Genomic DNA, 22761 nt, shown 5'->3' on the forward strand with positions numbered 1-22761 from the left:
CCCCGTCCCCGGCCGGTCATTTAGGCCCGGCCAAAACGACCGGCATTGGGTTGAGACCTACCCTGCCCGGCGGTTCCGGGCCCAGAATGACGAAAGCACTGAAACGTGGCATTAAATAAAATCTTTTGTGATCTTTGTGCGCTTTGTGTTTCGAAAGCTCAACGGGTCAATGGGACGCAGATTTACGCAGATTGACGCTGATCTTTACTGAATAACCAAAGTTAATGGCCTGTCACACTGAGAAGGCTGGCTTGCCTGGCGGGTTGAATGTGGGGGCTACAGTAGACAGTATACAGGAGACAGGAGCCGGGGAAAGTACGCAGTTTAAAGTTCATAAAGTAGAAAGCAGATGCCAGTTTACAGTTTACAGTTGACAGGGGACAATACCCAGCTTAAAAGCTTAAAGCGCAAAGTTTAAAAGAAGTAAAGACTTGGTGTCTCTGTGTCTTGGTGAGAGGAAAGAAGCCTGGATTCCCGCCTGCGCGGGAATGACACGATGGGCGGAATAAAGTAAACCCTTTGTGAGTTTTGTGCGTTCTGTGGTTAAACCAGTAGTAAGGATTTCGTGTAGTTTAGTGTGTTTGGTGGGGAAAAGTCCCTGCGGCTCAAGAACCCTGGATCCCCAACCCCACCCTCACTCCCTCCCCGCAGCGGAGAGGGAAGCCGGCAGGCAGGGAGAGGACGGGGATGACAATATGGGATTGCATCATCTGGTAGTCAGGAAGAGTTTTCGCAATGACTGTAATGAACCCAGTATCTTTGTGTTTTCTGTGCATTCTGTGGTTAAACCAGCAGTAAAGTAATGAAGATTTCGTGCAGTTTAGTGTGTTTCGTGGGAAAGGTCCCGGCGCCCTTTGCGTCTCTGCGGTTCAAAAGCCTCTGCGTCTCTGCGGCTCAAGAGCCCCCTAACCAACAACCATCAACCAACAGCGGCAGACAATGAAACGGATACTGATAATCTCGGCCTCGGCCGGCTCCGGCCACACCACCGCCGCCCGGGCCATCCAACAGTGGCTAGGGACGGTCCAGCGCTATCCCGATGAGTTCCAGGTGAGCCACATAGACATCCTGCAGTTCTCCACCATGCTCTACAAGAAGGTCTACCGGGACGTCTATCTGTACCTGGCCAGCAAGCAGCCCCTGCTGTACGGCTACATATTCACCACCTCCGACCGGCTGAAGCGGGAGAAGAAGCCGGACTTTCTGCGCCGCTTCATGGACAACATCAACGCCCTCAAATTCAACAGCTTCATCCAGGATACGCCCTGGGACGTGATCGTCACCACCCACTTTTTATCCTCCCAGCTGCTGGCCGAGCTGAAGCGGAAGAAGAAGATCTTCTGCCCCCTGGTTACGGTGGTCACCGATTACGGGCTTCACTCCTACTGGATCAACCAGGAATGCGATTATTACATCGTGGCCAATTCGGCCAGCCAGCACCACCTGGGCGCCATGGGCATCCGGCCGGAGCGGATCCATGATTTCGGCATTCCGGTGCTGCCGGTCTTCTCCCAGAAAAAAAATCTTGCGGCGCTGAAAAAGGGGCTGGGCCTGGCGCCGGCCCTGCCGGCCGTTTTGCTGCTGTCGGGCGGCTTCGGGGTGGGCCCCATCGAGCATATCGTGGCCGACCTGGTCCGGGTCAGGAAAAAATTCCAGCTGCTGGCCATCACCGGGCACAACCGCAAGATGCTGCAGAGACTCCAGGCCCTGGCGCCGGCCCTGCCTTTCCCCCTCCTGCCGGTGGGGTACACCGACCGGATGGACCAGTACATGGCGGCCTGCGACCTGGTGATCAGCAAGCCCGGCGGACTGACCACCGCCGAGGCCATGTCCCAGGGACTGCCGATGATAGTGATCAACCCCATACCGGGGCAGGAGGACATGAACAGCGACATGCTGCTGGAGGGCGGGGCGGGGGTCAAGGCCATGCATCCGGTGGATGTCAGCTACAAGCTGGAGATGGTGCTGGGCACACCGGGGCGCCTGCAGCAGATGAAGCGGGCGGCCAAAAAGCTGGCCCAGCCCAGGGCCGGGTATATGGCGGCGGATTTCATCGCCCGGCTGGCCCGGGAGCAGAATTTTTAGGGGGCGGTCATAAAGGTCGGGCAGCAGTATAAAGTTCAAAGCTTAAAGTTAAAAGAATAAAAGCCTGTCACACTGAGAAGACTCACCTGACTGGCTGGCTGAATGTGTGAATATAGAATCTAGAATACAGAAGGTAGAATTCTGAAAAGGAACCCAGTGTCTTTGTGCCTTTGTGGTTAAGAAGCTCAACGGGGAACAATGGGACGCTGATCAACGCAGATTGCCGCGGATCTTTACTGAATAACCAAAGTTAATGGCCTGTCACACTGAGAAGGCTGGCCTGCCTGGCAAGTTGAATGTGTGGGCATACGTCAGTTGAGAGTCTACAGTTTACAGGGGGCGGACCCCTCCCCTACCCCTCCCCGATGCGGAGAGGGAATATGATTTTCTTTGTGATTTTTGTGTTCTTTGTGGTTCAAAAGCCTCTGCGACACTTCGACAAGCTCAGTGCCTCGCTTGGTGGTTCAAAAGCCCCGTGGTATAGGAGACGGACCCCTCCCTGCCACTTCGGTTTGGGCAACAAGAGGTCAGGCTCATTGCAGGCTCTCCCCGAAGCGGAGAGGGAATATGATTTTCTTTATCCGATAGCTAGCAAAAGAAATCTTTGTGCCTTGGTGTCTTTGTGGTTAACTGTCAATCAAACGATTGGAAAAATATCATGAACAAGATCAAGCGCATCGGACTGCTGACCGCCGGGGGCGACTGCCCCGGTTTAAATGCGGTGATCCGGGCGGTCACCAAGGCCGCGGTCAACGATTATAACATGGAGGTGATCGGGATCGAGGACGGCTATGCCGGGCTGATCGAGGGGCGGTTCCACCAGCTGAGATGGAACGACGTCTCCGGCATCCTGCACACCGGCGGGACCATTCTGGGCACCTCCAACCGGGACAATCCCTTCAAATATCCGGTGCATAAGCCGAACGGCGACCTGGAGTTCATAGACGTTTTCGACCGGGTGGCCGGAAACATCAAAAAGCTTCACATAGAGGCCGTCATCGCGGTGGGCGGGGACGGCACCATGGCCATCACCTCCCAGATGATGGAGCGGGGGGTCAATGTGGTGGGGGTGCCCAAGACCATCGACAACGACCTGGCCGCCACCGACGTCACCTTCGGCTTCGACACCGCCCTGGTCACCGCCACCGAGGCCCTGGACAAGCTGCACACCACCGCCATGTCCCACCACCGGGTGATGATCATGGAGACCATGGGGCGCTACGCCGGGTGGATCGCCCTGTACTCCGGGGTGGCCGGGGGCGGCGACGTCATCCTGATCCCGGAGATCCCGTTCCAGCTGGACAGCATCTGCCACACCGTGCAGGAGCGGGGCAGCAGGGGCAAGCGCTTCTCCATCATCGTGGCGGCCGAGGGGGCCAAGCCGGAGGGCGGCCAGATGGTGGTCCAGAGGATCATCAAGGAGTCCACCGACCAGCTGAGGCTGGGCGGCATCGGCCAGCAGCTGGCCGGACAGATAGAGGACCGGACCGGCATCGAGTGCCGGGTGACGGTGCTGGGGCACCTGCAGCGGGGCGGCAGCCCCTCGGCCTTCGACCGGATACTGGGCACCCGCTTCGGGGTCAAGGCGGTGGAGCTGGCGGCGGCCGGGCAGTTCGGACGGATGGTGGCCCTCAAGGGGCTCAATGTGGAATCGGTTCCGCTGCAGGAGGCGGTGGGCAGTTTAAGGCTGGTCAGTCCGGACTCCGAGATCATCAAGGCCGCCCGTTCGGTGGGGGTCAGCTTTGGGGATTGAAATCTTTTCCTTTTACCGCTAGTGCCTCCGCTAAAGCTATGGCACTCGAGGTAGCCAATTGAAAGCGAAAGCGGATGGCACTCGAGGTAGCCAATTGAAAGCGAAAGCGGATGGCACTCGAGGCAGCCGAGTATAAAGCGTAAGCGGAAGACGCGAAGAACACAAAGGTTTCTTCCAATAATAAAAAGTTGGTTAAATTACATTCAATGACCAGGCTGTTGCGTTCGGCGATAACAATCATAATGGGGACCGGGATCTTTTATCAGGCCCGGGCGGCCAACAGCGGGGCATCATACGATTATCTCCTGGTCCTGCCCTTCCAGCATAACTACTACCAGCCGATAGGGGCCCTGACCCTGGGGCGGGGCAACGGCCTGGATATTGCCCGGGGGGCGGCGGCCCTGTTCGGCAATCCGGCCCGGATCACGGAGCCGGGCCGATACCAGCTGATCCTGTCGGCCTCCGATCTCTCCGGAGGGCGCAGCTCATTGTCGGTATCCACCGATGGATCTCCGGCCCTGCCTTCGGCCGCGGCCGCCAGATTAAAATGGAGGGCCAACGATCTGGCCCTGGGCTGGCGGCGGGCCATGGATGCCGACCTGTGCTTCCCCGATATGCTGGATCCGGAGATAATCGACCGGGCCGGGCTGTCACTGGATCAATACGCCGCCGGCTGGTCGCTGTCGGCCATAAAACATTTTACTCTGGGGATCTCCGTCAGCCTGACCAGTTTTGATTTTAAATGGGCCGGCCCGGCCGGTCCGCTGGCCGAGGGGCGGGGGACGGCTCCGGGCTTCTCGGCCGGGATGTCGGCCGACCTGGGCCAGGACCTCTGCTTCTCGGCCGGATTCAGGAGCAAGACGGAAGTGTCCTGCTATACCACCTTCCACGGGGACTCTACGGAGGATCGGCTGAAGCTGGCCGGGGCCATTCCCCCTGTCGGCTGGCTGAGCATCGCCTACGCCCCGGAGCCGGGCTTTGAGGCCCAGGCCGGAATGGAGCTGACCGGATGGCACCTGGTGTCGTCGAGATACCTGGAGCAGGCGGACTACCACCTGGGCTGCCGGATCGAACTGATCGGGGGCCGGCTGGATGTCCTGGCCGGAAGCTACAGCCTGCGGCATCCCCTGGACCCTTTCCTGCGGCGCTACGACCCCCACCTGCAGGATATGTATTTCTTAAGCGGAGGGCTGGCCTTCCGCCTGGGCCCCTTGAGGCTGGCCTGTTCCGGGGCCAGCAGCCGGCCGCTTTCCGGCCAGGGCCTGAACCAAAATATCATATCGGCCGGGCTTGAATATCAGGCCCAGCCATGATATAAATGATTAGGAGGATCGCCATGAACCACCGCATAAGATTAGATTTCAACAATCTGATGGCCGACCGGCTGGGGAATTACGGCCTCAGCCCGGCCGAACTGGAGGCGGCCGGAAGAATTGCGGCCCAAGCCAGCCAATGGTTCTACGCCAAGCGCCAGGCCGGGAAGATGGATTTCTTCGACCTGCCGGCCACCGACCGGCATCTAAAAGCCAGCCTGAAGCTGGCGGCAAAATATAAGGGAAAGCATGACGACCTGGTGGTGCTGGGGATAGGAGGCTCGGCCCTGGGCACCAGCGCCATCCACTCGGCCCTTAATCCCGCCACCCATAACCTGCAGGACAAAAAGGCCCGCCGGGGGCGGCCCCGGCTGTGGGTGCTGGACAATGTGGACCCGGAGAAGCTGAGGGCGGTGCTGGCCCTGCTGAAGGCCAAAAAGACCCTGGTCAACCTGATCAGCAAGTCCGGCACCACCGCCGAGACCAGCGCCCAGTTCCTGTGGATCAGGCAATGGTTGATCAAAAGCCTGGGGAAGAACTGGTCGAAGAACCTGGTGGTCACCACCGACCCGGCCGGCGGGATCATGCGGCAGATCGTGAACCGGGAGAAGCTGTCCAGCCTGGAGGTGCCCTCGGGGGTGGGCGGGCGGTTCTCGGTGCTGACGGCGGTGGGGCTGTTCCCCCTGGCCATGGTCGGGGCGGATGTAAAGTCCCTGCTGGCGGGCGCCGATCAGATGCGGAAGATGACCCTTAATGAGAACCCCTGGAAGAATCCGGCCCGGCTGTACGCCCTAAGCCAGTATCTGCTTTACCAAAAAGGATACCGGATCAATGTTATGATGCCCTATTCCGACAGCCTGTACCCCATGGCCGACTGGTTCCGGCAGCTATGGGCCGAGAGTCTGGGCAAGCGGGTGGACAACCAGAACCGGGTGGTGGAGACCGGGCCCACCCCGGTCAAGGCCCTGGGGGCCACCGACCAGCACTCCCAGCTGCAACTGTACATCGAAGGGCCCCGGGACAAGGTGATCACATTTATGAGGGTGGAGAAATTCCGCAACGACATAACCATCCCCCGGGCCTATCCCACCATCGGCGATATCTCCTACCTGGGCGGCAAGAGCTTCGGGCAGCTGCTGAATGCCGAGGCCCTGGCCACCGCCCTGGCCCTGTCCAAGAACGGCCGGCCCAACTGCAGCTTCATCATCCCGGAGACAGGCCCCCGGACGGTGGGCCAGCTGGTGTTCCTGCTGGAGACCGCCACCGCCTACGCCGGCGGACTGTTCGGAATAAACCCCATGGACCAGCCGGGGGTGGAGGAGGGCAAGCGCTATGCCTACGGCCTGATGGGCAAGGCGGGGTTCGAGAACCGCAAGGCCGAGGCGGAGAAGTTCGAGCAGGGAAGCCAGAAAAAATACATCGTATAATGGCCCGGGATCCGCCCGGCCGGAAAAACAACCGCATTGAACGGAGACCGCCGCCATCAGAAGGACATGAAAGGAACGGCCAGAAAGGAACATAGGATCGTACCCCTGAGGGCGGTCCATATCCTGCACAACCGGGCCCAGGTCCTGGGACTGATCGGCCGGAACCAGCAGGCCCTGCAGGACCTGGAGCGCGGCCTGGCCCTGGCCCGGGAATTTCATGACCTGAAAGCCCAGGCGGAATGCCTGCTGCAGCTCAGCCAGTCCCAGGCAGTGCTCAACCGCTACCAGGAAATGGAAAGCTATGTCAGAATGTCCCTGGAGCTCGAGCGGAACAGCGGCAACCAAAGCGGGATGGCGGCCTGCCTGAACAATATCGCCATGTCGATGGCCTACCGCGGTCAGCACCTGGCGGCCCTGGAGTATCTGTTCCAAGCCATGGAGCTGCACCGCAACATCGACGACCCCAACGGTCTGTCCTACACCCTGGGAAACATTGGCTTTGTAAAAGGGCTGATCGGCGAGAACCGGCAGGCGCTGGACCACCATAGGCAGGCGCTGGAACTGCGGCGCCGGTTGGGCGATCGCAGGGGCGAAGCCACCACCCTGGACAATATCGGGGCCGCCCTTTTCCGGCTGGGGGACAAGGGATCGGCGCTGGACCACTTCAACCAGTCGCTGGCGATCCGGCTGGAAATAGGCGACCGCACCGGCCAGGCCACCTGCCTGAACAACATCGGCTACGTCCATTCGCTGTTCGGCGATTACCAGCGTACCCTGGAATGCTACGGGAGGTCACTGAAGATCCGCCAGGAGACCGGCGACCAGCTGGGCTACGCCCTGATCCTGCAGAACTCGGCCATACTGCAGGCCCAGTTCGGCGACCACCGGCTGGCTCAGGCCCAGACCGAACAGGCCCTGGATATCCGGCGACAGCTGGGCGACTGCTCCGGGCAGGCATACAGCCAGGTGGCGTTGGCCCGCATCCTGATGGAAACCGGCGACAGGGAGCGGGCCCGGAAACTGCTGGAGGCCGCGGCAGAAACGGCCGCAGCCATAGAAGAGAATGAGATCCTTTTCCGGGTGGCCATCAACCTGGCGGACATGGCCCTGGCCGAACAGGTTACAAGCAGGGCCGAGGAGCATTTGTCGCGGGCAGTTGAGCTGTCCGGAAAACTGGGATCGAAGCAGGGGCATATCCAAACGGTCCTGTTGCAGGCCAGGATCGACAGCGCCCTGGGAAGACATGATGCCGCCGGGAATGGTTTCCGTGAGGCTATAACCAATTATCAGGACTTGAAGCAACCGTTTGAGGTTGCCAAGGCCTGTCATTATTACGGGAAAGCGCTCGAATCCCAGGGCCGACCGGAACAGGCCGGGGAGTACTCGGACCGGGCCAGGGAGATATTCAGCGAGATCGGGGCCCGGGGCTGGCTGAGGAAGGCCGGCGATAAACAATGACCAGATCTGCGAACAATCCTGTCCTCCGCTGGATAAATAAAAACAAGAGTGGTCTGACGATGAACATCAATAGAAGCCGTTTCAAAACGTACTACCGGACAATATTTTTGGTCCTATCGCTGGCCTCTGGGGCGGGCTGCGGAGGCGGGCGGGCCCTGATCCCGCCGGCGCCACCCCTTACCATCGCGGCCGACAGCTTCCAGATCAAAAGAGAGGCCCTGGGCCGGGCCATCGATACCATTCTGTCCGACAGCCTGCTGTTCCAGGCCAACCGGGCGGTCTATATAATATCATTGGATTCGAACCGGGAGATATATTCCCTTAACCGCTCCAGCCTGATGGTGCCGGCCTCGGTCAACAAGCTGTTCGTCACCGCCGCGGCCTACCGCCAGCTGGGCATCAACCACCGCTTCCGCACCGCGGTCCACGGCGACAGCATCGACGCTTTGGGAAGGATAAAGGGCGACCTGTATCTAAAGGGCTTGGGCGACCCGGAGCTGAAGGTCGCCGACCTGGAGGCCCTGGCCTACCGCCTGAGGGCCATGGGGCTGAAACAGGTGACCGGGAACCTTATCGCCGATGCCGGCTATTTCGACACCACCAGCTTCGGCTACGGCTGGATGTGGGACGAGGGGCCCTATGCCTACAATGCCCCGGTATCGGCCCTGTCCCTGAACCGCAACACCTTCGAGATAGGGCTGCGTCCCGGGAGCCGGCCGGGCCGGAGGCCGCGGGCCGAGCTCAATCCCCGAACGGCCTACCTGTCCATCGAAAACCAGGCCACCACCGTAAAGGCCGGCAGCCAGGCCAGGATCAGGGCCGACCGTTCTTTCACCGGGGCCGGCGATCTGGTCAGAATCACCGGGACCATGGCGGCCGACCAGGGCCTCAGCTACCTAGTCCGGACGGTCACCAATCCCGCCCTTTACTGCGGCACGGTCTTCCGGGAGGCATTGGCCGCCAACGGCATCCGGATAGCCGGGACGGTCAGGGCCGGGTCCACCCCCCCGGAAAAGCCGGAGCTGAGCTGGCATGTTTCGCCGCCCCTGTACCAGATAATCCGCCACATGAACAAGGAGAGCGACAACTTCACCGCCGAGATGATCTTTCGCCGGCTGGGCAACGGGCAGGATTCGATCACCCCTGACCCGGCAAAGAACAACCGGTTGACAGAGATGCTCAAAGAAATGGGCTTCGGCCAGGAAAGCTTCCGGATGGCCGACGGCTCGGGGCTGTCGCGCTACAATTTGTGCACCGCCGAGCAGCTGGTGGCGGTGCTATCGGAAGCCTACCGCGACCCGGCCCTCCGGCCGGAGCTGCTGTCCTCGCTGCCCATCGCCGGGGCCGACGGCACCCTGGCCCGGCGGCTGACGGAGGACCAGCATAAGGGGGTCATCCGGGCCAAGACCGGGACCCTGACCGGAGTATCATCGCTGGCGGGATTCGTGTCCGGCCCCGGCAGCCAAACATACTGCTTTGCCATCATGTTCAACAATTACACCTCAAAAGCCAATTCCGTCCGGGCTCTGCAGGATTCCATCGTGGCCCGGCTGGCCAGGGCGGCGCCCTGAATCGGTGATTTTACAATGAACTAAAAGGAGGCCTCATGGACTGCGATAAAAGGTACAGCGCCTTCAGCATGATATCATACGGCCTGATCGGGACGGCGGTTTTCTGGATCGCGGACACCTTCATCGACACCTACCTGTTCCGGGAGGGAGACCTGATCCAGCAGGTGCTGCACCCCGAGCCGATGGAGATATATTTCCGGGGGGCCGTCGGGGGGCTGTTCGTCATATTCGGGATACTGGGCCAGCGGCTTTTGAACCAGCGGAGGAAGGCCGAATGCCTGCTGGAGCAGACCAACCGGGAGCTGGAGCAAAAAATTTCGCAGCGGACCGGCCAGCTGGAGGAGGTGAATCAAAAACTCAAGGACGAGCTGGAGGACCGGAGCCGGAACGACGAGAGGATCAACTACCTGAGCTTTCACGACAAGCTGACCGGGCTGTACAACCGGGCCTACTTCGAGGAGGAGCTGAGCCGGCTGGACAGCGAGAGGTTTTTGCCCATCAGCCTGATCATCGGGGACGTCAACGGCCTGAAGCTGATCAACGATGCCTTCGGGCACCAGCAGGGCGACAAGTTCCTGGTCCGGACCGCCGAGATCATCAAAAAGCAGTGCCGCAAGAGCGACGTGGTGGCCCGCTGGGGGGGGCGACGAGTTCGCGGTGCTGCTGCCCGGGACCGGGGCCGACACCGCCATCCGGATATGCGAAAAGATAAGGCAGTCCTGCAGCCGGAGCCCCAAGAAACCCGTCCAGCTGAGCGTGGCCCTGGGCACCGCCACCAAGCAGGACAAGAACCAGGACATCGACCGGGTGCTGAAAAAAGCCGAGGACTGGATGTACCAGTACAAGATGATGGAGGGCAAGACCGTCCGCAGCCGGATCCTGAGCTCCCTGGAGAAGACCCTGTGGGAGTCGGCCTACGAGACCGAGGAGCACACCAAGCACCTGCAGAAATACCTGCTGAAGATGGCCCTGGAGCTGAAGCTGCAGGACTCCGAGATAGACGACCTGATGCTGCTGGCCTCCTTTCATGACGTGGGGAAGATCGCCATATCCAACGCCATCCTCTCCAAGCCCGGCAAGCTGAATCCCAAGGAATGGGAGGCGGCCAAAAAGCATTCCGAGATCGGCTACCGGATCGCCCTGGCCACCCCGGAGATAACGGCGGTGGCCGACCAGATCCTGCACCACCACGAATGGTGGGACGGCACCGGCTACCCCCGGGGGCTCAGGGGCGAGAAGATACCGCTGGCCTCGCGGCTGCTGAGCATAGCCGACGCCTACGATGTCAAGCGGAACATCCGCCCCTATAAAACGGCCAAGACCAGGACCCAGGCCCTCAAGGAGATGGGGGAGGCCGCCGGCAGACAGTTCGATCCCCGGCTGATAAAATTGTTCCTCAAGCTGGAGTCGTCGGAAAAGGGCCGGGGCTGAAGCCAACCCCGGATAAAAGTCCCGGTACCGGGGCGGTCCGGTGCTGCTTCGGGTGGACCTTATAAGAATGGCGGAGCGATTAATGAAAAGACTGAAGCATATTATCAGATCGGCCTGGCAGCCCCTGCTGATATTCTTACTGCTGTCGCTGAGCATCATGGCGGCCGGCTGGCTGTATTCATTTTACCATCTCAGGGACCACCAGAAGGAGGTCTTCCGGGAGCTGGAGTCGGTGGCCAGCCTCAAGGAGAAACAGATCGACAGCTGGCTGGCCGAACGGATGTCCGACGCTCAGAACATAATAGACAACCCCTACATAGGCGAAAGGGTGGAGCAGCTTTTCCGGCAGCCCGCCTCCGAAAATATCGGGCTGGACCGGCTCAAATGGATGCGCTCCCTGCAGGATCTTAAGCAGTACCAGAATGTTCTGCTGCTGGACAGGCGGGGGCGGATCAGGGTGCAGACCGGCCAGGAGACGCACCGGCTGGGCCCGGAGACCGCCGCCCTGGCCGGCAAAGTTGCGGCCAGCGGCCAGGCCAGTTTCAGCGATTTTTACTACTGCACCAAATGCCGGACGGTGCACCTGGACGTTTTTGCCCCGGTGGTCCATTACAACCGCCAACGGGATTCGGTGGTGGGGTTGATCATCCTGCGGATCGAGCCTCAGAACCTGCTGTACCCCCTGATCCAGCAGTGGCCGGTGCCCAGCCAAAGCGCCGAGACCTACCTGGTCAGAAGGGACAACGGGGAGGTGCTGTACCTCACCGAGCTGAGGTTCCAAAATGGATCGGCCGCCAAATTAAGGCAGCCCCTGAGCCGGAAGGAGCTTCCCGAGGTGATGGCCATCGGCGGCAGCACCGGCAATGTTACGGCGGTGGATTACCGCGGCAAAAAAGTATACGCCTATCTTCACAATATGCCGTCCACCCCCTGGTATATCATCGCCAAGGCCGACCGGCGGGAGGCCGAGGCCATCGCCTATACCCATATCTGGTTCATCGTATTCATCGTGATAGCATTGATCATCGCCGCCGGGGGGATAATAGGATCCCTGTGGAACCGCCAGCAGAGGAGCTATTTTGAAAAACAGCTGGAGCTGGAGCAGGAGCGGCAGGCCCTGTCCAAGCATTACGAGTACCTTACCAAATACGCCAATGACATCATCCTGCTGCTGGACCAGGACCTGAAGATCCGGGAGGCCAACGACAAGGCGGTGGCCGTCTACGGCTATTCCCGGGAGAAGATGCTGACCCTGGACATCCACCGCCTGAGAAAGACGGATTCCCGGCCCTCGGTGGACGACCAGTACCGCAAGGCGGTGGACGAGAACGGCCTGCTGTTCGAGACCGTTCACCAGCGCAGCGACGGCTCCGCCTTCCCGGCGGAGGTCAGCGCCAGAATGATCGAGGTGGAGGGAAAGAAATATTTCCAGACCATCGCCCGGGACATCACCGAGAGGAAACGCGACCAGGAGGTACTGCGGTCCCAGAAGCAGGAGCTGGAGGCTGCCAACCAGGAATTGCTGCTGGCCAACCGGAAGCTGCTGTCCTCCGAGCTGGAGCTCCGGCAGGCCGACGAGGATTTGAGGAACCAGCTGGCGGCGGTCCAGGAAAGCCGGGACGCCCTGGAGAGGAGCCAGGCCTCGCTGAAACAGATGGAGGAGATGTTCGAGCAGTTCCTGAGACACAGCCCGGTCTATGTGTTCTTCAAGGACGAGAATATCAGGCCCCTCAGGCTGAGCAAAAACTACGAGCAGCTGCTGGGCCGGCCGCTGCAGGAGCTGCTGGGCAGGACCATGGACGAGCTGTTCCCCTCGGACCTGGCCCGAAGCATGGTGGAGGACGACCAGCGGGTCCTGAGGGATGGCCAGGTGGTCGAGTTGGATGAGGAGCTCAACGGCCGGCATTACCGGACCATCAAATTCCCCATTCTGCAGGAGGGCCGGCCCAAAATGCTGGCCGGGTTCACCCTGGATATCACCGAACGGCGCAAGGCGGAGCAGAGCCTGCGGGAGCTGAACCAGCGCTTTGAGTACGTGCTGGGAGCCACCAGGACAGGCTTTGACATCATCGACAAGGATTACAACTTGATCGATGTCGATCCCTACTGGAAAAAGGCCTACGGAGAGGCGGTCGGAAAGAAATGTTACCGCTATTTCATGAACCAGGACGCGGTCTGCCCCAGCTGCGGGATCAAAACCGCCCTGGAGCTGAAACAGGTGGTGGTGACCCAGGAGTTCCTGAAACTGGAGAACCGATGGGTGGAGGTCCACACCATCCCCTTCCAGGACGCTTCGGGGGCCTGGCTGGCGGCCGAGTTCAACATCGACATCACCGAGCATAAAAAATCCCAGGAAAACATGACCGCGGCCCTCAAGGAGAAGGAGGTGCTGCTGCGGGAGGTGCACCACCGGGTCAAGAACAACCTGCAGGTGATATCCAGCCTGCTGAACCTGCAGTCGGGATACATAACCGACCAGCGGTCGCGGGAGCTTTTCAAGGAGTGCCAGACCCGGGTGCGCTCCATGTCCCTGATCCACGAGAGGCTGTATCAGGCGGAGTCCCTGTCCCGCCTGAGCTTCTCCGGCTACGCCCGGGCCCTGGTGGAGGACCTGTTCCACAGCTACGGCCTTGACCGGGAGAAGGTGTCCTATTCCCTGGATATCATCGATAGGCCGATGAAGATAGATACCGCCATCCCCTGCGGGCTGATAGTCAATGAGCTGGTATCCAACAGCCTGAAATACGCCTTCCCCAGTTACCAACAGATAGGGCGGCAGGGCCTGATCAAGATCGCCCTGGTGGGCGGGGACGACGGCAGCCTGACCCTGAGCGTAAGAGACAACGGGGTCGGCCTGCCGCAGGGCTTTGACATCGAAAAGGTGGGATCGCTGGGGCTTCAGCTGGTGGCCACCCTGGTCCAGCAATTGGACGGGAAGCTGGAGATAAAAAATGAGGATGGGGCCTGGTTCAGTATGATCTTTAGGGCCGAATAACCAGCTTCGCCGAAAGAGTTTATTTGGCTAAAAAATGCTTAACTTTTAATATGAAATCGGTTATAATCACAGTGTTTTATTGGAAGGGGCGATGAACCATGGACAGTAGGCCCGAAAACGGGTATAAGATACTGGTGGCCGACGATGACAGCAATATGCTGTTCATGGTCTCCGAGATATTGGCCCGGCAGGGCTATGATGTCTTTCAGGCGGTCAACGGCGACCAGGCCCTTAAGGACGCCAGATCCCTTCTTCCCGATCTGATGGTGCTGGATATAATGATGCCGGTGATAGACGGGATTGAGGTATGCCGCAGGATAAAGGCCGCTCCCGAGACCCGCGATATCAAAGTGATAATGCTTACCGCCAAGACCGGCGGCAGGGATCTGGAGGCCGGCCTGGCCGCCGGGGCCGATCATTACATGACCAAGCCTTTTAAAATTGCCGAGCTTTCGGGAAAGATAAAGGAACTGCTGGGATAACAGGTTTTATTTAACAAAAACGCATTAATTGTATTGGCATAACGGTATGGTCATTCATGGCCATTGATGGTTTACCAGCGATATCATTAATGGTATCGCCGGATATTCATCAAGGCCAGCTTGGGCTGGCCTCCCAAGCAGAGTAGTAAAGCCAAATTATTAAATGGGTTGGTATTCGTTCATTAAATCCGCAATATATTTCTTAACAGGAGAAAAATGGAAAAGAGAACGCCCTTCTACGATCAACATGTGGCTGCCGGCGGCAAGATGGTCCCCTTTGCCGGCTTTTTAATGCCGGTGCAGTATACCGGGATAATAGAGGAGCACCGTCATGTCCGATCCAAGGTCGGACTGTTCGATGTCTCCCATATGGGCGAGATCGAAGTGTGGGGCCCCGATGCCCTGAAGTTCGTCTCCTATGTGACGGTCAACGATCCGGCCGCCCTGGAGGTGGACCAGGTGCAGTATTCGGCCATGTGCTATCCGGATGGCGGCATTGTGGACGATCTGCTGGTCTACCGTTTTCCCGACCATTATTTTCTGGTGGTCAACGCCTCCAACCTGGACAAGGATTTCGCCTGGCTGCAGGAGCAGGCCAAGAAATTCAACGTCAGTCTGAAGAACACCAGCGACGATATCGCCCAGCTGGCCCTGCAGGGGCCGCAAGCCGAACCTTTGCTGCAAAAGATCTGCGACCTGAAGCTGTCGGACATGAAATTCTACTGGTTCAAGGTCGGCAAAGTCGACGGGGTGGAGATGATCGTTTCCCGCACCGGCTACACCGGCGAGGACGGCTTCGAATTATATTTTGACAACAAATACGCCGGGCAGATATGGGAGGCGCTCTTCAAGGCCGGGAAGGAATTCGATCTCAAGCCCAGCGGCCTGGGCGCCAGGGATTCATTAAGATTGGAAATGAAATACTGCCTGTACGGCAACGATATCGATAAGACCACCTCCCCGCTGGAGGCCGGCCTGGGCTGGATAACCAAGCTCAAGAAGGAGGGCGATTTTATCGCCAAGGATGTCCTCCTGAAGCAGAAAGCGGATGGCGTAAAGCGGAAACTCATTGGGTTCGAACTTGAAGGCAATGCCTTCCCCCGCCAGCACTACAAGGTGTTCAAGGACGGCTCCCAGGTGGGCGAGGTGGCCAGCGGGGTGTTCTCCCCGTCGGTGGCCAAGGGCATCGGCACCGCCTATGTCCAGAGCGAATATGCCAAGACCGGCACCGAGCTGCAGGTGGAGATCCGGGGGAAAATGATACCGGCCAAGGTGGCCGAGACCCCGTTCTGGAAACACAGCAGCATCAAGAAATAAAAGACCATCTTATTTCCCCGAGGGATTTTATCCCCAGACGTTGTAGTGAGTGTTAACCGAACTATTAGCGCAGATCATGCTTGGTAATTTTTATTTACATTAAACGGATATTAAAAGATAGATCTGTGCAAATCCGTGAAACATGCGGAAAAGAAAAAACTAAAAATCAAAATAAATAATTACGGAGAAACAACATGAACTTTCCCAAGGACCTCAAGTACACCGCCAGCCATGAGTGGGCCCGGATCGAGGGCGACACCGCCACCATCGGCATCACCGATTTCGCCCAGGGCGAGCTGGGGGACATCGTCTTCGTCGAGATGCCGGCCGTCGGCTCCAAGGTGGAGATGGCCAAGCCCTTCGGCACGGTGGAGGCCGTCAAGGCGGTATCCGACCTGAACGCCCCGTTGTCCGGCGAGGTGGCCGCGATCAACGGCGACCTGGAAGGCACCCCCGACCTGGTCAACAAGGATGCCTACGGCAAGGGCTGGATGGTCAAGATCAAATTATCCGATATCTCCCAGGCCGGGAAACTGATGGATGCCGAAGCCTACGAAAAGATGGAGAAGCACGGACACTAAACTAATTGCAAATTAGTAATTTATAATTTTCAGACCATGCCATACATTGCCAATACCCCGGAGAATGTTCAGGAGATGCTGGCCCGGATAGGGGTCAAAAATTTCAATGAGCTGATAGCGGACATCCCCCAGGATATCCTGCTGAAATCCCAGCTGGACCTGCCGGCCCCGCTGTCCGAGATGGAGGCGGCCCGTGAGATCACCGGGATCTCCAAGATCAATAGGCCGGCCGGGGAGATGATATCCTTCCTGGGCGGGGGGGCTTACGATCATTATATTCCGGCCGCGGTGGACCACATCCTGTCCCGCCCGGAGTTCTATACCGCCTATACCCCCTACCAGGCCGAGGTCAGCCAGGGCACCCTCCAGGCGATCTGGGAGTTCCAGAGCCTGATAGCGGCCCTGACCGGTATGGAGGTGGCCAACGCCTCGATGTACGACGGGGCCACCGCCCTGACCGAGGCCGGGCTGATGGCCTGCAGCCACACCAAGCGCAAAAAGCTGATCATATCCGGCACCGTCCACCCGGAATATCTCGAGGTGCTGAAGACCTACTGCCGGGGGTTGAACATTGAGATAGCCGAGATCCCCTGGAAGGACGGGGTCACCAGCCTGGAGGAGTTGGAAAGGACCATCGACGACAAAACCGCGGCCGTCCTTGTTCAGCACCCCAATTTCCTGGGGGCACTGGAACCGGTCGAAGAGATGTCCGACATCGCCCACAGGAAAGGCGCGCTATTGGTGGTCTCGGCCGACCCGATATCGCTGGGAATTTTAAAAGCCCCCGGCAGCTACGGCGCCGATATCGCCACCGGAGAGGGACAGCCGCTGGGCATTCCCCTGGGGCTGGGCGGCCCCTACTTGGGGTTGCTGGCCGCCAAGAATTCCCTGCTGAGACTGATGCCGGGAAGGATCGTTGGTCTGACCACCGACAGCCAGGGCCGGGAAGGCCTGGTGCTGACCATGCAGGCCAGGGAACAGCATATCCGCCGGGAAAAAGCTTCATCCAACATTTGCTCCAACCAGGCCCTGTGCGCTCTGGCCGCCACCGTCTACCTGTCCCTGATGGGGCGCGACGGCATCAAACAGGCGGCCGAACTCTGCCTTCAGAAAAGCCATTACCTGGCGGAGCAGCTGGGTCCGGCTTTTAAGGCGCCATTCTTCAAGGAATTCGTATATAAGACCAACCGGCCGGCTTCTCAGGTTCTGGCAGAACTTAGGCAGAAGGGTATCCTGGCCGGGCTGGATCTGGGACGGTTCTTTAAACAACTGGAGGGCCATCTTCTGATCTCGGTCACCGAGAAGAGGACCAAGGACGAACTGGATCTTCTGATCCGGGAGCTTTCGAAATAAAAATAAATCCGGCCGCCGTCATTGAATGAGGGCGGCTTCTAAATCTAAAAGGATCACACTTTGCATTATCTGACAGCATTTTTCATAGCCGCCGTATTGAGCCTGCTGCTGACACCGCTGGCCCTGTATGTTTCGGTCAAAGGCAAGGTGTTCGACCGGCCCGGCCTGAGAAAGATACACCAAAAGGCCATGCCCTGCCTGGGGGGGGCGGCAGTGGCAGTGGCGGTGCTGATCACCATCTGGCTGATAAAATCATTATGGCCCGGCATATTCCACGGATGGGCCGGGAAATTCACCACTATAACCTTCGGGGGCCTGCTGATCCTGGGGGTGGGGTTATATGATGATCTGAAAAACGCCTCGGTGGGCCTGCGGCTGGTCTTTCAGTTTGCCGCCGCCGGCATTCTTATAGCCGGGGGCTTCTGCGTGACCATCCTGCCCAGCCCGCTGGGGGGCGTCTTCGAGCTGGGCCTTTTCAGCATACCATTTACGGCCCTGTGGATCGTGTTCATAATCAACGCCATCAATTTCATCGACGGGCTGGACGGGCTGGCGGCCGGCATCTCGATAATCGTGGCCGCCACCATCTTTGTTTCGGCCGAGGCCTCCGGGGAGGGGCTGATCGGCCTGCTGGCGATAGTCACCGTCGGCGCCCTGCTGGGCTTCCTGCCGTTCAATTTCCATCCGGCCCGTATCTTCCTGGGGGATTCGGGGGCCACCTTCATCGGATTCATCCTGGCGGCCATGACCACCCTGGGGACCATGAAGAGCATCGCCACGGTGGCCCTGCTGATACCCATAGCCGCCCTGGGGGTGCCCATCGTGGACACCTTCAGCGCAGTTTTGCGCCGCACCTGGCGGGGCCAGATGTTCTACCGGGCCGACAAGGAACACGTTCACCACACATTGCTGACCCTCGGCTTCAGCCACCAGGGGGCGGTGATGTTCCTGTACGGCATAACGGTTTTTCTGGCGATATTGGCCATGCTGCTGTCGCTGGCCGACCGGCGGCTGGTATCAATATTGGTCGGACTGTTTTTGATACTGGCCTGGATATTCTTCAATAAATGGCAAAAGGGCAGGGATTAATTTTTAGCGGTAAAAAATAATTGGTCAAAACATTCGATCCAAATATTCTAAAGGGCCGGGCGGTGTTGGCCCCGATGGCGGGCATTACCGATTCGGCCTTTCGTCTTATCTGCCACCGTTACGGCGCGGCTCTGGTTTATTCCGAGATGATCTCGGCCGAGGCCCTGTCCCGCGGACATTCCAAGACCATCAGGATGTTATCCTTCCGGGAGGAGGAGCGGCCCATCGCCGTCCAGCTTTTCGGCACCCGCCCTTTGGCCTTTGCCGAATCGGTGGAGCGGCTGGAAAGGGACATTCAGCCGGATTACTACGACCTCAACTTCGGCTGCCCGGCCCCCAAGATAGTCAAGAACGGCGGCGGATCGGCCCTGCTGAAATTTCCGGAGAAGATAGCCCAGATAGCCAGGGCGGTGATCAATGTCGCCCAACGACCGGTGCTGGCCAAGATCCGCAGCGGCTGGGAGGTGGGCTCGGAGAACGCTTTGGAGGTGGCCAAACTTCTGGAGCAATGCGGTATCGCTGCCATCGCCGTCCACGGCCGGACCAGGAGCCAGATGTTCTCCGGCCAGGCCGACTGGACCATCATCTCGAAAATAAAGCAGCAGGCAAAGATACCGGTGATCGGCAACGGCGATGTAACCTCGGGAGCCGATGCCCGGAGGATGATCGAACAGACCGGATGCGACCTGGTGATGGTGGGCCGGGCGGCGCTGGGGAATCCGTTTTTGTTTGCTGAGATCAATGCCGCCCTGGATGGCGAATTACGAATTTCAAATTACAAATTCCGTGGGGCAGGCTGGCAGGAGCGGCTGGAGGTTATCAAAGAACATATAAAAATGTCGCTGGACGATAAAGGAGAGCTCCGCGGCATCCGGGAGATGCGAAAGCATCTGGGGTGGTATATCAAAGGGATCCCCGGGGCGGCGGCCCTGCGGCAGGAACTGATGCATGCCGGGACCGAGGTAGAGGTGCTGAAGCTTTTGGAGAGCATCGGCCATGAAAAGAGGACCGATGAGTAAGGCTGTTTCAATAAAAGACAAAAAGGATCTGTCCTTTTTGCTGGCGGTCCTCACCCTGACCCCGGCCCTGGTGAACTGGCTGGCCCTGTGGCTGCTGAATGATGCCTGGCTGGCCATCATCCTCTCCTCGGTGGTGTTTTACGGCGGGGCTTTTTGGCAGGTCAAAGCCTACGGGCTGGAGGAACGGGCAAAACTGCCGACAGGCAAGATAATCAAAAGCCTGGGGCTGGGGCTGATCTCGGCCGGGACGGTGGCGGCGCTCAGCATTTGGGCAGGGAACTTCTATTTCGGTAAAGCGATCCCGGACAATATGCTTAAATTGTGTTCCCAAAAACTCTATCAAAGCAATGCTTTTCCGGCCGGACTTCTTCAGTTCTTCATTTTCGTGGCGGTGATACTGCCGCTGGGTGAGGAACTTTACTGGCGGGCCGGCCTTCAGGGCCTCTTGGCCCGGCGGGCCGGTTTCAAGCGGCATATTCTGATATCGGCCCTGCTGTTCACCGTTTACCATCTGGTGACCATAAGCTTTTTGATGCCGGGCTGGGCCGGGTTGCCGCTGGTGGCGATCGTCTTTGCCGGCGGCCTGATCCTGGCCTGGCTGACCGAGCATACCGGGAACATCTGGGCGGCGGTGCTGTGCCACGGCCCGGGGGCCTGGGGAGCCACAATCTATCTTATCTGGAAATTTCTAAAGTGAGAGTGAAGACGAAAAAGGGAGAGCCGCAGCTCTCCCTTATTCATTGTTTGAGGGATGGTTTTACCTGATGACCATCATTCTTTTGGTGGCCTTGAATGCTCCGGCGTCAATCTGATAAAAATAGATGCCGTTGGGCAAAGCAGCGGTGTTGTATCTGATGGAGTATGCCCCGGCCGATTGGCGTCCCTGATCAAAACACTTCACCATTTGCCCGGCAATATTGTAGATGTTCAATCTGACATTGGCCGGGGCGGGCAGTTGATAACTCAGGTTGACCTGTTTGCCGGCCGGATTGGGGTAGGCATTGGCCAAGGAAAAACTTCTGATCTGAGTTTGGTCATCCGGCTTACCCATTACTCCGGTCCACCCGGCACTGGAGGTCAGAATAGCCCAGGTCAGAGGCTGGACTGAATCGGCATAAGAAGGCCAGGAACCAAAATGATCGTCGCCATCGGCAAAAACTGAAAATCCCACCGAATCTGCCGCCCCAGCTGTTATTCCCATCTTGTCCAAAGGCACCACGAATTCAGTGATCAGGTCTGTCTTGTCGGAAAAGCCGGAACGCCAAAGGGAGGCCGCGGTCAGTTCCCAGTTCTTTTCGCCGTAATATTCTACCGCTTGGCCGTCAAAATGGACGGAGAGTCGGATATCGTCTTTTTCCAATGTCTCCGTCCTGTTCATCAGGGTGTCAAAAAGCAGATGGTGGACTGTGATTCCGGCGGCGCTGTAACTGGGCGTTTTCAAAACCAGATACAGCGTGTCCTGGTTGTATTTTACCCAGAATGAGTCCGGGATAAAGGCTTTAGTTTTATTAAGTATTCTGAAGGTGTCGCAATAGGCGTCGGCCCACTCTGCCGGTTCTATGGCTCCTTCAAAAACGGGGACTGTGCCGTTGGGTACGTCTATTACTTCTATTACCGGCATTCCGGTTCCCGTCAGCCCGGCCTTTACGGGGCTGTTCTCGGCTTCGCCGGAGTAAACTGCAACGGTATCAGTGACCAGGCCGGCGGCGCCCGGCTTGAACCACAGGGTGATCTGCAGGCTGTCGCCCGGAGTTAATGTCGAATCCGCCATGGGATCAACCCGGAAAGAACCGGTGGCAAATTTAAGGCTGTCGATCGAGAACGGCAGGCTGCCGATGTTTTTGATGTATAAACCGCTCCAGGACAGCGAATCCCCTATCGTCACGGAGCCAAAATCATGCTGGGCGGCGTTCAGCTCCATCACCGGCGGAATGGGATATTGCAGTATCCGCAGGCCGGAATCTCCATTCGCTACATAAACAAGACTGCCGGACACCGCCACGCCCCAAGCACCAACTGGGGTGCCGTAGCAGCCAGCTTCAACGGGTATGGCGGGGTTGCTGATATCTATTATCCGCAGGCCGTAACTATAATCCCCTACATAGGCATGGCTTCCGGACACCGCCACGCTCCAATAACCGCTGGTCGAACTGTAATGACCGTCTTCATGCAGAGTTCCATCAAGATGCAATATACGCAAGCCGGAACCGGCATCTGCCACATAAATATAATTGCCCGAGCTGGCCACCCCATTGGCAAACATCGGAGTGTCATAGGAAGCTACTATGCCGGGCGTAGCCGGGACGCTGATGTTGATCACCCACAGGCCGTAGTTGGCCCCGACCACATAAGCATAAGGGTAACTGCCGGATAGTGCCACTCCATTGGCATACTGCGGCGTAGCGCATATGCCGGTTTGGGTTGGGTTGGTTGGATCGCTGATGTTGATGACCGTTAAGCCGCCACCGCCGGCCATATATGCATAGCTTCCGAAGACCGCCACGTCCTCCATCCACCACGTTGCCGGGTCATAGTACCCTGTTTCAACCGGATTGGCCGGGTCGTGGATGTTGATAATCCGCAGGCCAAAATCTCCATCAGCCACATAGGCGAAACTGTCAATAACTGCCACGTCACAAGCGTTCCCTGGAGTATTGTAAAAGCCGACCTCGGTTGGGATGGCCGGATTACTTATGTCAATTATCCGCAGACCGGAGTCTGAATCCGCCACATAGGCATAGTTGCCGGACACCGCCACGCCCCGGGCAAACCCCGGGGCATTGTAAATTCCTACCGTCCTGACGCTCAGGCTGTCGGCCAGGCTTATGGCGCAAAAAACCATTCCCAGCATAACAGCAACAAATAATTTTCTCATGTTCCGCTTCTT

General features: G+C 58.6%; 19 protein-coding genes. 16 read left to right on the forward strand and 3 right to left on the reverse strand.

Annotated elements, in window-relative coordinates:
• Window positions 1-939 precede the first annotated feature (939 nt).
• The 3 genes from A2273_11050 (at window position 940) to A2273_11060 (ending at window position 3838) form a co-directional block, all read left to right on the forward strand.
• Window positions 940-2085: a hypothetical protein gene (locus A2273_11050; GenBank protein ID OGF06100.1), complete on the forward strand. Its 1146-nt coding sequence runs from the start codon at window positions 940-942 to the stop codon at window positions 2083-2085.
• Between the two features lie 380 nt (window positions 2086-2465).
• Window positions 2466-2747, forward strand: a complete 282-nt coding sequence (locus tag A2273_11055; protein OGF06101.1) for a hypothetical protein — start codon at window positions 2466-2468, stop codon at window positions 2745-2747.
• Complete coding sequence (locus A2273_11060; GenBank protein ID OGF06102.1) at window positions 2744-3838, forward strand: 6-phosphofructokinase; 1095 nt, start codon at window positions 2744-2746, stop codon at window positions 3836-3838. The genes A2273_11055 and A2273_11060 overlap by 4 nt, the downstream gene beginning before the upstream one ends.
• Here A2273_11060 and A2273_11065 read toward each other — a convergent pair.
• A complete protein-coding gene (locus A2273_11065) occupies window positions 3822-4079 on the reverse strand; it encodes a hypothetical protein (GenBank protein ID OGF06103.1) in 258 nt (85 codons plus the stop codon). The genes A2273_11060 and A2273_11065 overlap by 17 nt on opposite strands.
• A gap of 1 nt (window position 4080) precedes the next feature.
• Between A2273_11065 and A2273_11070 the strand changes: the two genes are divergently transcribed.
• The 4 genes from A2273_11070 to A2273_11085 are packed head-to-tail and all read left to right on the forward strand — an operon-like array spanning window position 4081 to window position 9607.
• A complete protein-coding gene (locus A2273_11070; GenBank protein ID OGF06104.1) occupies window positions 4081-5151 on the forward strand; it encodes a hypothetical protein in 1071 nt (356 codons plus the stop codon).
• A gap of 5 nt (window positions 5152-5156) precedes the next feature.
• On the forward strand, window positions 5157-6578 hold the full coding sequence (locus A2273_11075; GenBank protein ID OGF06105.1) for a hypothetical protein: 1422 nt from the start codon (window positions 5157-5159) through the stop codon (window positions 6576-6578).
• Window positions 6579-6614: 36 nt separating this feature from the next.
• Window positions 6615-8036: a hypothetical protein gene (locus A2273_11080; protein ID OGF06106.1), complete on the forward strand. Its 1422-nt coding sequence runs from the start codon at window positions 6615-6617 to the stop codon at window positions 8034-8036.
• A 59-nt stretch (window positions 8037-8095) separates the two neighbouring features.
• A complete protein-coding gene (locus tag A2273_11085) occupies window positions 8096-9607 on the forward strand; it encodes a D-alanyl-D-alanine carboxypeptidase/D-alanyl-D-alanine-endopeptidase (protein OGF06107.1) in 1512 nt (503 codons plus the stop codon).
• Window positions 9608-9681: 74 nt separating this feature from the next.
• Here A2273_11085 and A2273_11090 read toward each other — a convergent pair whose 3' ends face one another.
• Window positions 9682-10164 carry a hypothetical protein gene (locus tag A2273_11090; protein ID OGF06108.1) on the reverse strand — a complete coding sequence of 161 codons (483 nt, stop codon included), beginning with the start codon at window positions 10162-10164 and terminating at the stop codon, window positions 9682-9684.
• 100 nt (window positions 10165-10264) lie between these two features.
• Between A2273_11090 and A2273_11095 the strand changes: the two genes are divergently transcribed.
• The 9 genes from A2273_11095 (at window position 10265) to A2273_11135 (ending at window position 20571) form a co-directional block, all read left to right on the forward strand.
• Window positions 10265-11038, forward strand: a complete 774-nt coding sequence (locus A2273_11095; protein OGF06109.1) for a hypothetical protein — start codon at window positions 10265-10267, stop codon at window positions 11036-11038.
• 82 nt (window positions 11039-11120) lie between these two features.
• Window positions 11121-14033: a hypothetical protein gene (locus A2273_11100; GenBank protein OGF06110.1), complete on the forward strand. Its 2913-nt coding sequence runs from the start codon at window positions 11121-11123 to the stop codon at window positions 14031-14033.
• 98 nt (window positions 14034-14131) lie between these two features.
• On the forward strand, window positions 14132-14515 hold the full coding sequence (locus A2273_11105) for a hypothetical protein (protein OGF06111.1): 384 nt from the start codon (window positions 14132-14134) through the stop codon (window positions 14513-14515).
• A gap of 216 nt (window positions 14516-14731) precedes the next feature.
• The gene (locus A2273_11110) at window positions 14732-15832 is read left to right on the forward strand and encodes a glycine cleavage system protein T (protein ID OGF06112.1); all 1101 of its coding nucleotides are present in this window, start codon (window positions 14732-14734) and stop codon (window positions 15830-15832) included.
• A gap of 194 nt (window positions 15833-16026) precedes the next feature.
• Window positions 16027-16413: a glycine cleavage system protein H gene (locus A2273_11115; GenBank protein OGF06113.1), complete on the forward strand. Its 387-nt coding sequence runs from the start codon at window positions 16027-16029 to the stop codon at window positions 16411-16413.
• Between the two features lie 36 nt (window positions 16414-16449).
• On the forward strand, window positions 16450-17766 hold the full coding sequence (locus A2273_11120; GenBank protein OGF06114.1) for a glycine dehydrogenase (aminomethyl-transferring): 1317 nt from the start codon (window positions 16450-16452) through the stop codon (window positions 17764-17766).
• A 60-nt stretch (window positions 17767-17826) separates the two neighbouring features.
• Window positions 17827-18855, forward strand: coding sequence for a hypothetical protein (locus A2273_11125; protein OGF06115.1), 1029 nt, complete (start codon window positions 17827-17829; stop codon window positions 18853-18855).
• Between the two features lie 74 nt (window positions 18856-18929).
• Window positions 18930-19874 carry a tRNA dihydrouridine synthase DusB gene (locus tag A2273_11130; protein OGF06211.1) on the forward strand — a complete coding sequence of 315 codons (945 nt, stop codon included), beginning with the start codon at window positions 18930-18932 and terminating at the stop codon, window positions 19872-19874.
• Window positions 19867-20571, forward strand: coding sequence for a hypothetical protein (locus A2273_11135; protein OGF06116.1), 705 nt, complete (start codon window positions 19867-19869; stop codon window positions 20569-20571). Before A2273_11130 ends, A2273_11135 begins: the two co-directional genes overlap by 8 nt.
• 60 nt (window positions 20572-20631) lie before the next feature.
• On the opposite strand, the gene A2273_11140 is transcribed toward A2273_11135, so the two are convergent.
• On the reverse strand, window positions 20632-22725 hold the full coding sequence (locus A2273_11140) for a hypothetical protein (protein OGF06117.1): 2094 nt from the start codon (window positions 22723-22725) through the stop codon (window positions 20632-20634).
• Between the last annotated feature and the right edge of the window lie 36 nt (window positions 22726-22761).

The organism is Candidatus Edwardsbacteria bacterium RifOxyA12_full_54_48 (assembly GCA_001777915.1).
Lineage (GTDB): Bacteria > Edwardsbacteria > AC1 > AC1 > EtOH8 > UBA2226.

Excerpts from the sequence above, each read along its gene's own strand:
- A2273_11050 (OGF06100.1), top strand. The coding sequence starts at position 940 with ATGAAACGGATACTGATAATCTCGGCCTCGGCCGGCTCCGGCCACACC.
- A2273_11055 (OGF06101.1), top strand. The coding sequence starts at position 2,466 with ATGATTTTCTTTGTGATTTTTGTGTTCTTTGTGGTTCAAAAGCCTCTG.
- A2273_11060 (OGF06102.1), top strand. The coding sequence starts at position 2,744 with ATGAACAAGATCAAGCGCATCGGACTGCTGACCGCCGGGGGCGACTGC.
- A2273_11065 (OGF06103.1), bottom strand. The coding sequence starts at position 4,079 with ATGATTGTTATCGCCGAACGCAACAGCCTGGTCATTGAATGTAATTTA.
- A2273_11070 (OGF06104.1), top strand. The coding sequence starts at position 4,081 with ATGGGGACCGGGATCTTTTATCAGGCCCGGGCGGCCAACAGCGGGGCA.
- A2273_11075 (OGF06105.1), top strand. The coding sequence starts at position 5,157 with ATGATTAGGAGGATCGCCATGAACCACCGCATAAGATTAGATTTCAAC.
- A2273_11085 (OGF06107.1), top strand. The coding sequence starts at position 8,096 with ATGAACATCAATAGAAGCCGTTTCAAAACGTACTACCGGACAATATTT.
- A2273_11100 (OGF06110.1), top strand. The coding sequence starts at position 11,121 with ATGAAAAGACTGAAGCATATTATCAGATCGGCCTGGCAGCCCCTGCTG.
- A2273_11105 (OGF06111.1), top strand. The coding sequence starts at position 14,132 with ATGGACAGTAGGCCCGAAAACGGGTATAAGATACTGGTGGCCGACGAT.
- A2273_11110 (OGF06112.1), top strand. The coding sequence starts at position 14,732 with ATGGAAAAGAGAACGCCCTTCTACGATCAACATGTGGCTGCCGGCGGC.
- A2273_11115 (OGF06113.1), top strand. The coding sequence starts at position 16,027 with ATGAACTTTCCCAAGGACCTCAAGTACACCGCCAGCCATGAGTGGGCC.
- A2273_11120 (OGF06114.1), top strand. The coding sequence starts at position 16,450 with ATGCCATACATTGCCAATACCCCGGAGAATGTTCAGGAGATGCTGGCC.
- A2273_11130 (OGF06211.1), top strand. The coding sequence starts at position 18,930 with ATGGCGGGCATTACCGATTCGGCCTTTCGTCTTATCTGCCACCGTTAC.
- A2273_11135 (OGF06116.1), top strand. The coding sequence starts at position 19,867 with ATGAGTAAGGCTGTTTCAATAAAAGACAAAAAGGATCTGTCCTTTTTG.
- A2273_11140 (OGF06117.1), bottom strand. The coding sequence starts at position 22,725 with ATGCTGGGAATGGTTTTTTGCGCCATAAGCCTGGCCGACAGCCTGAGC.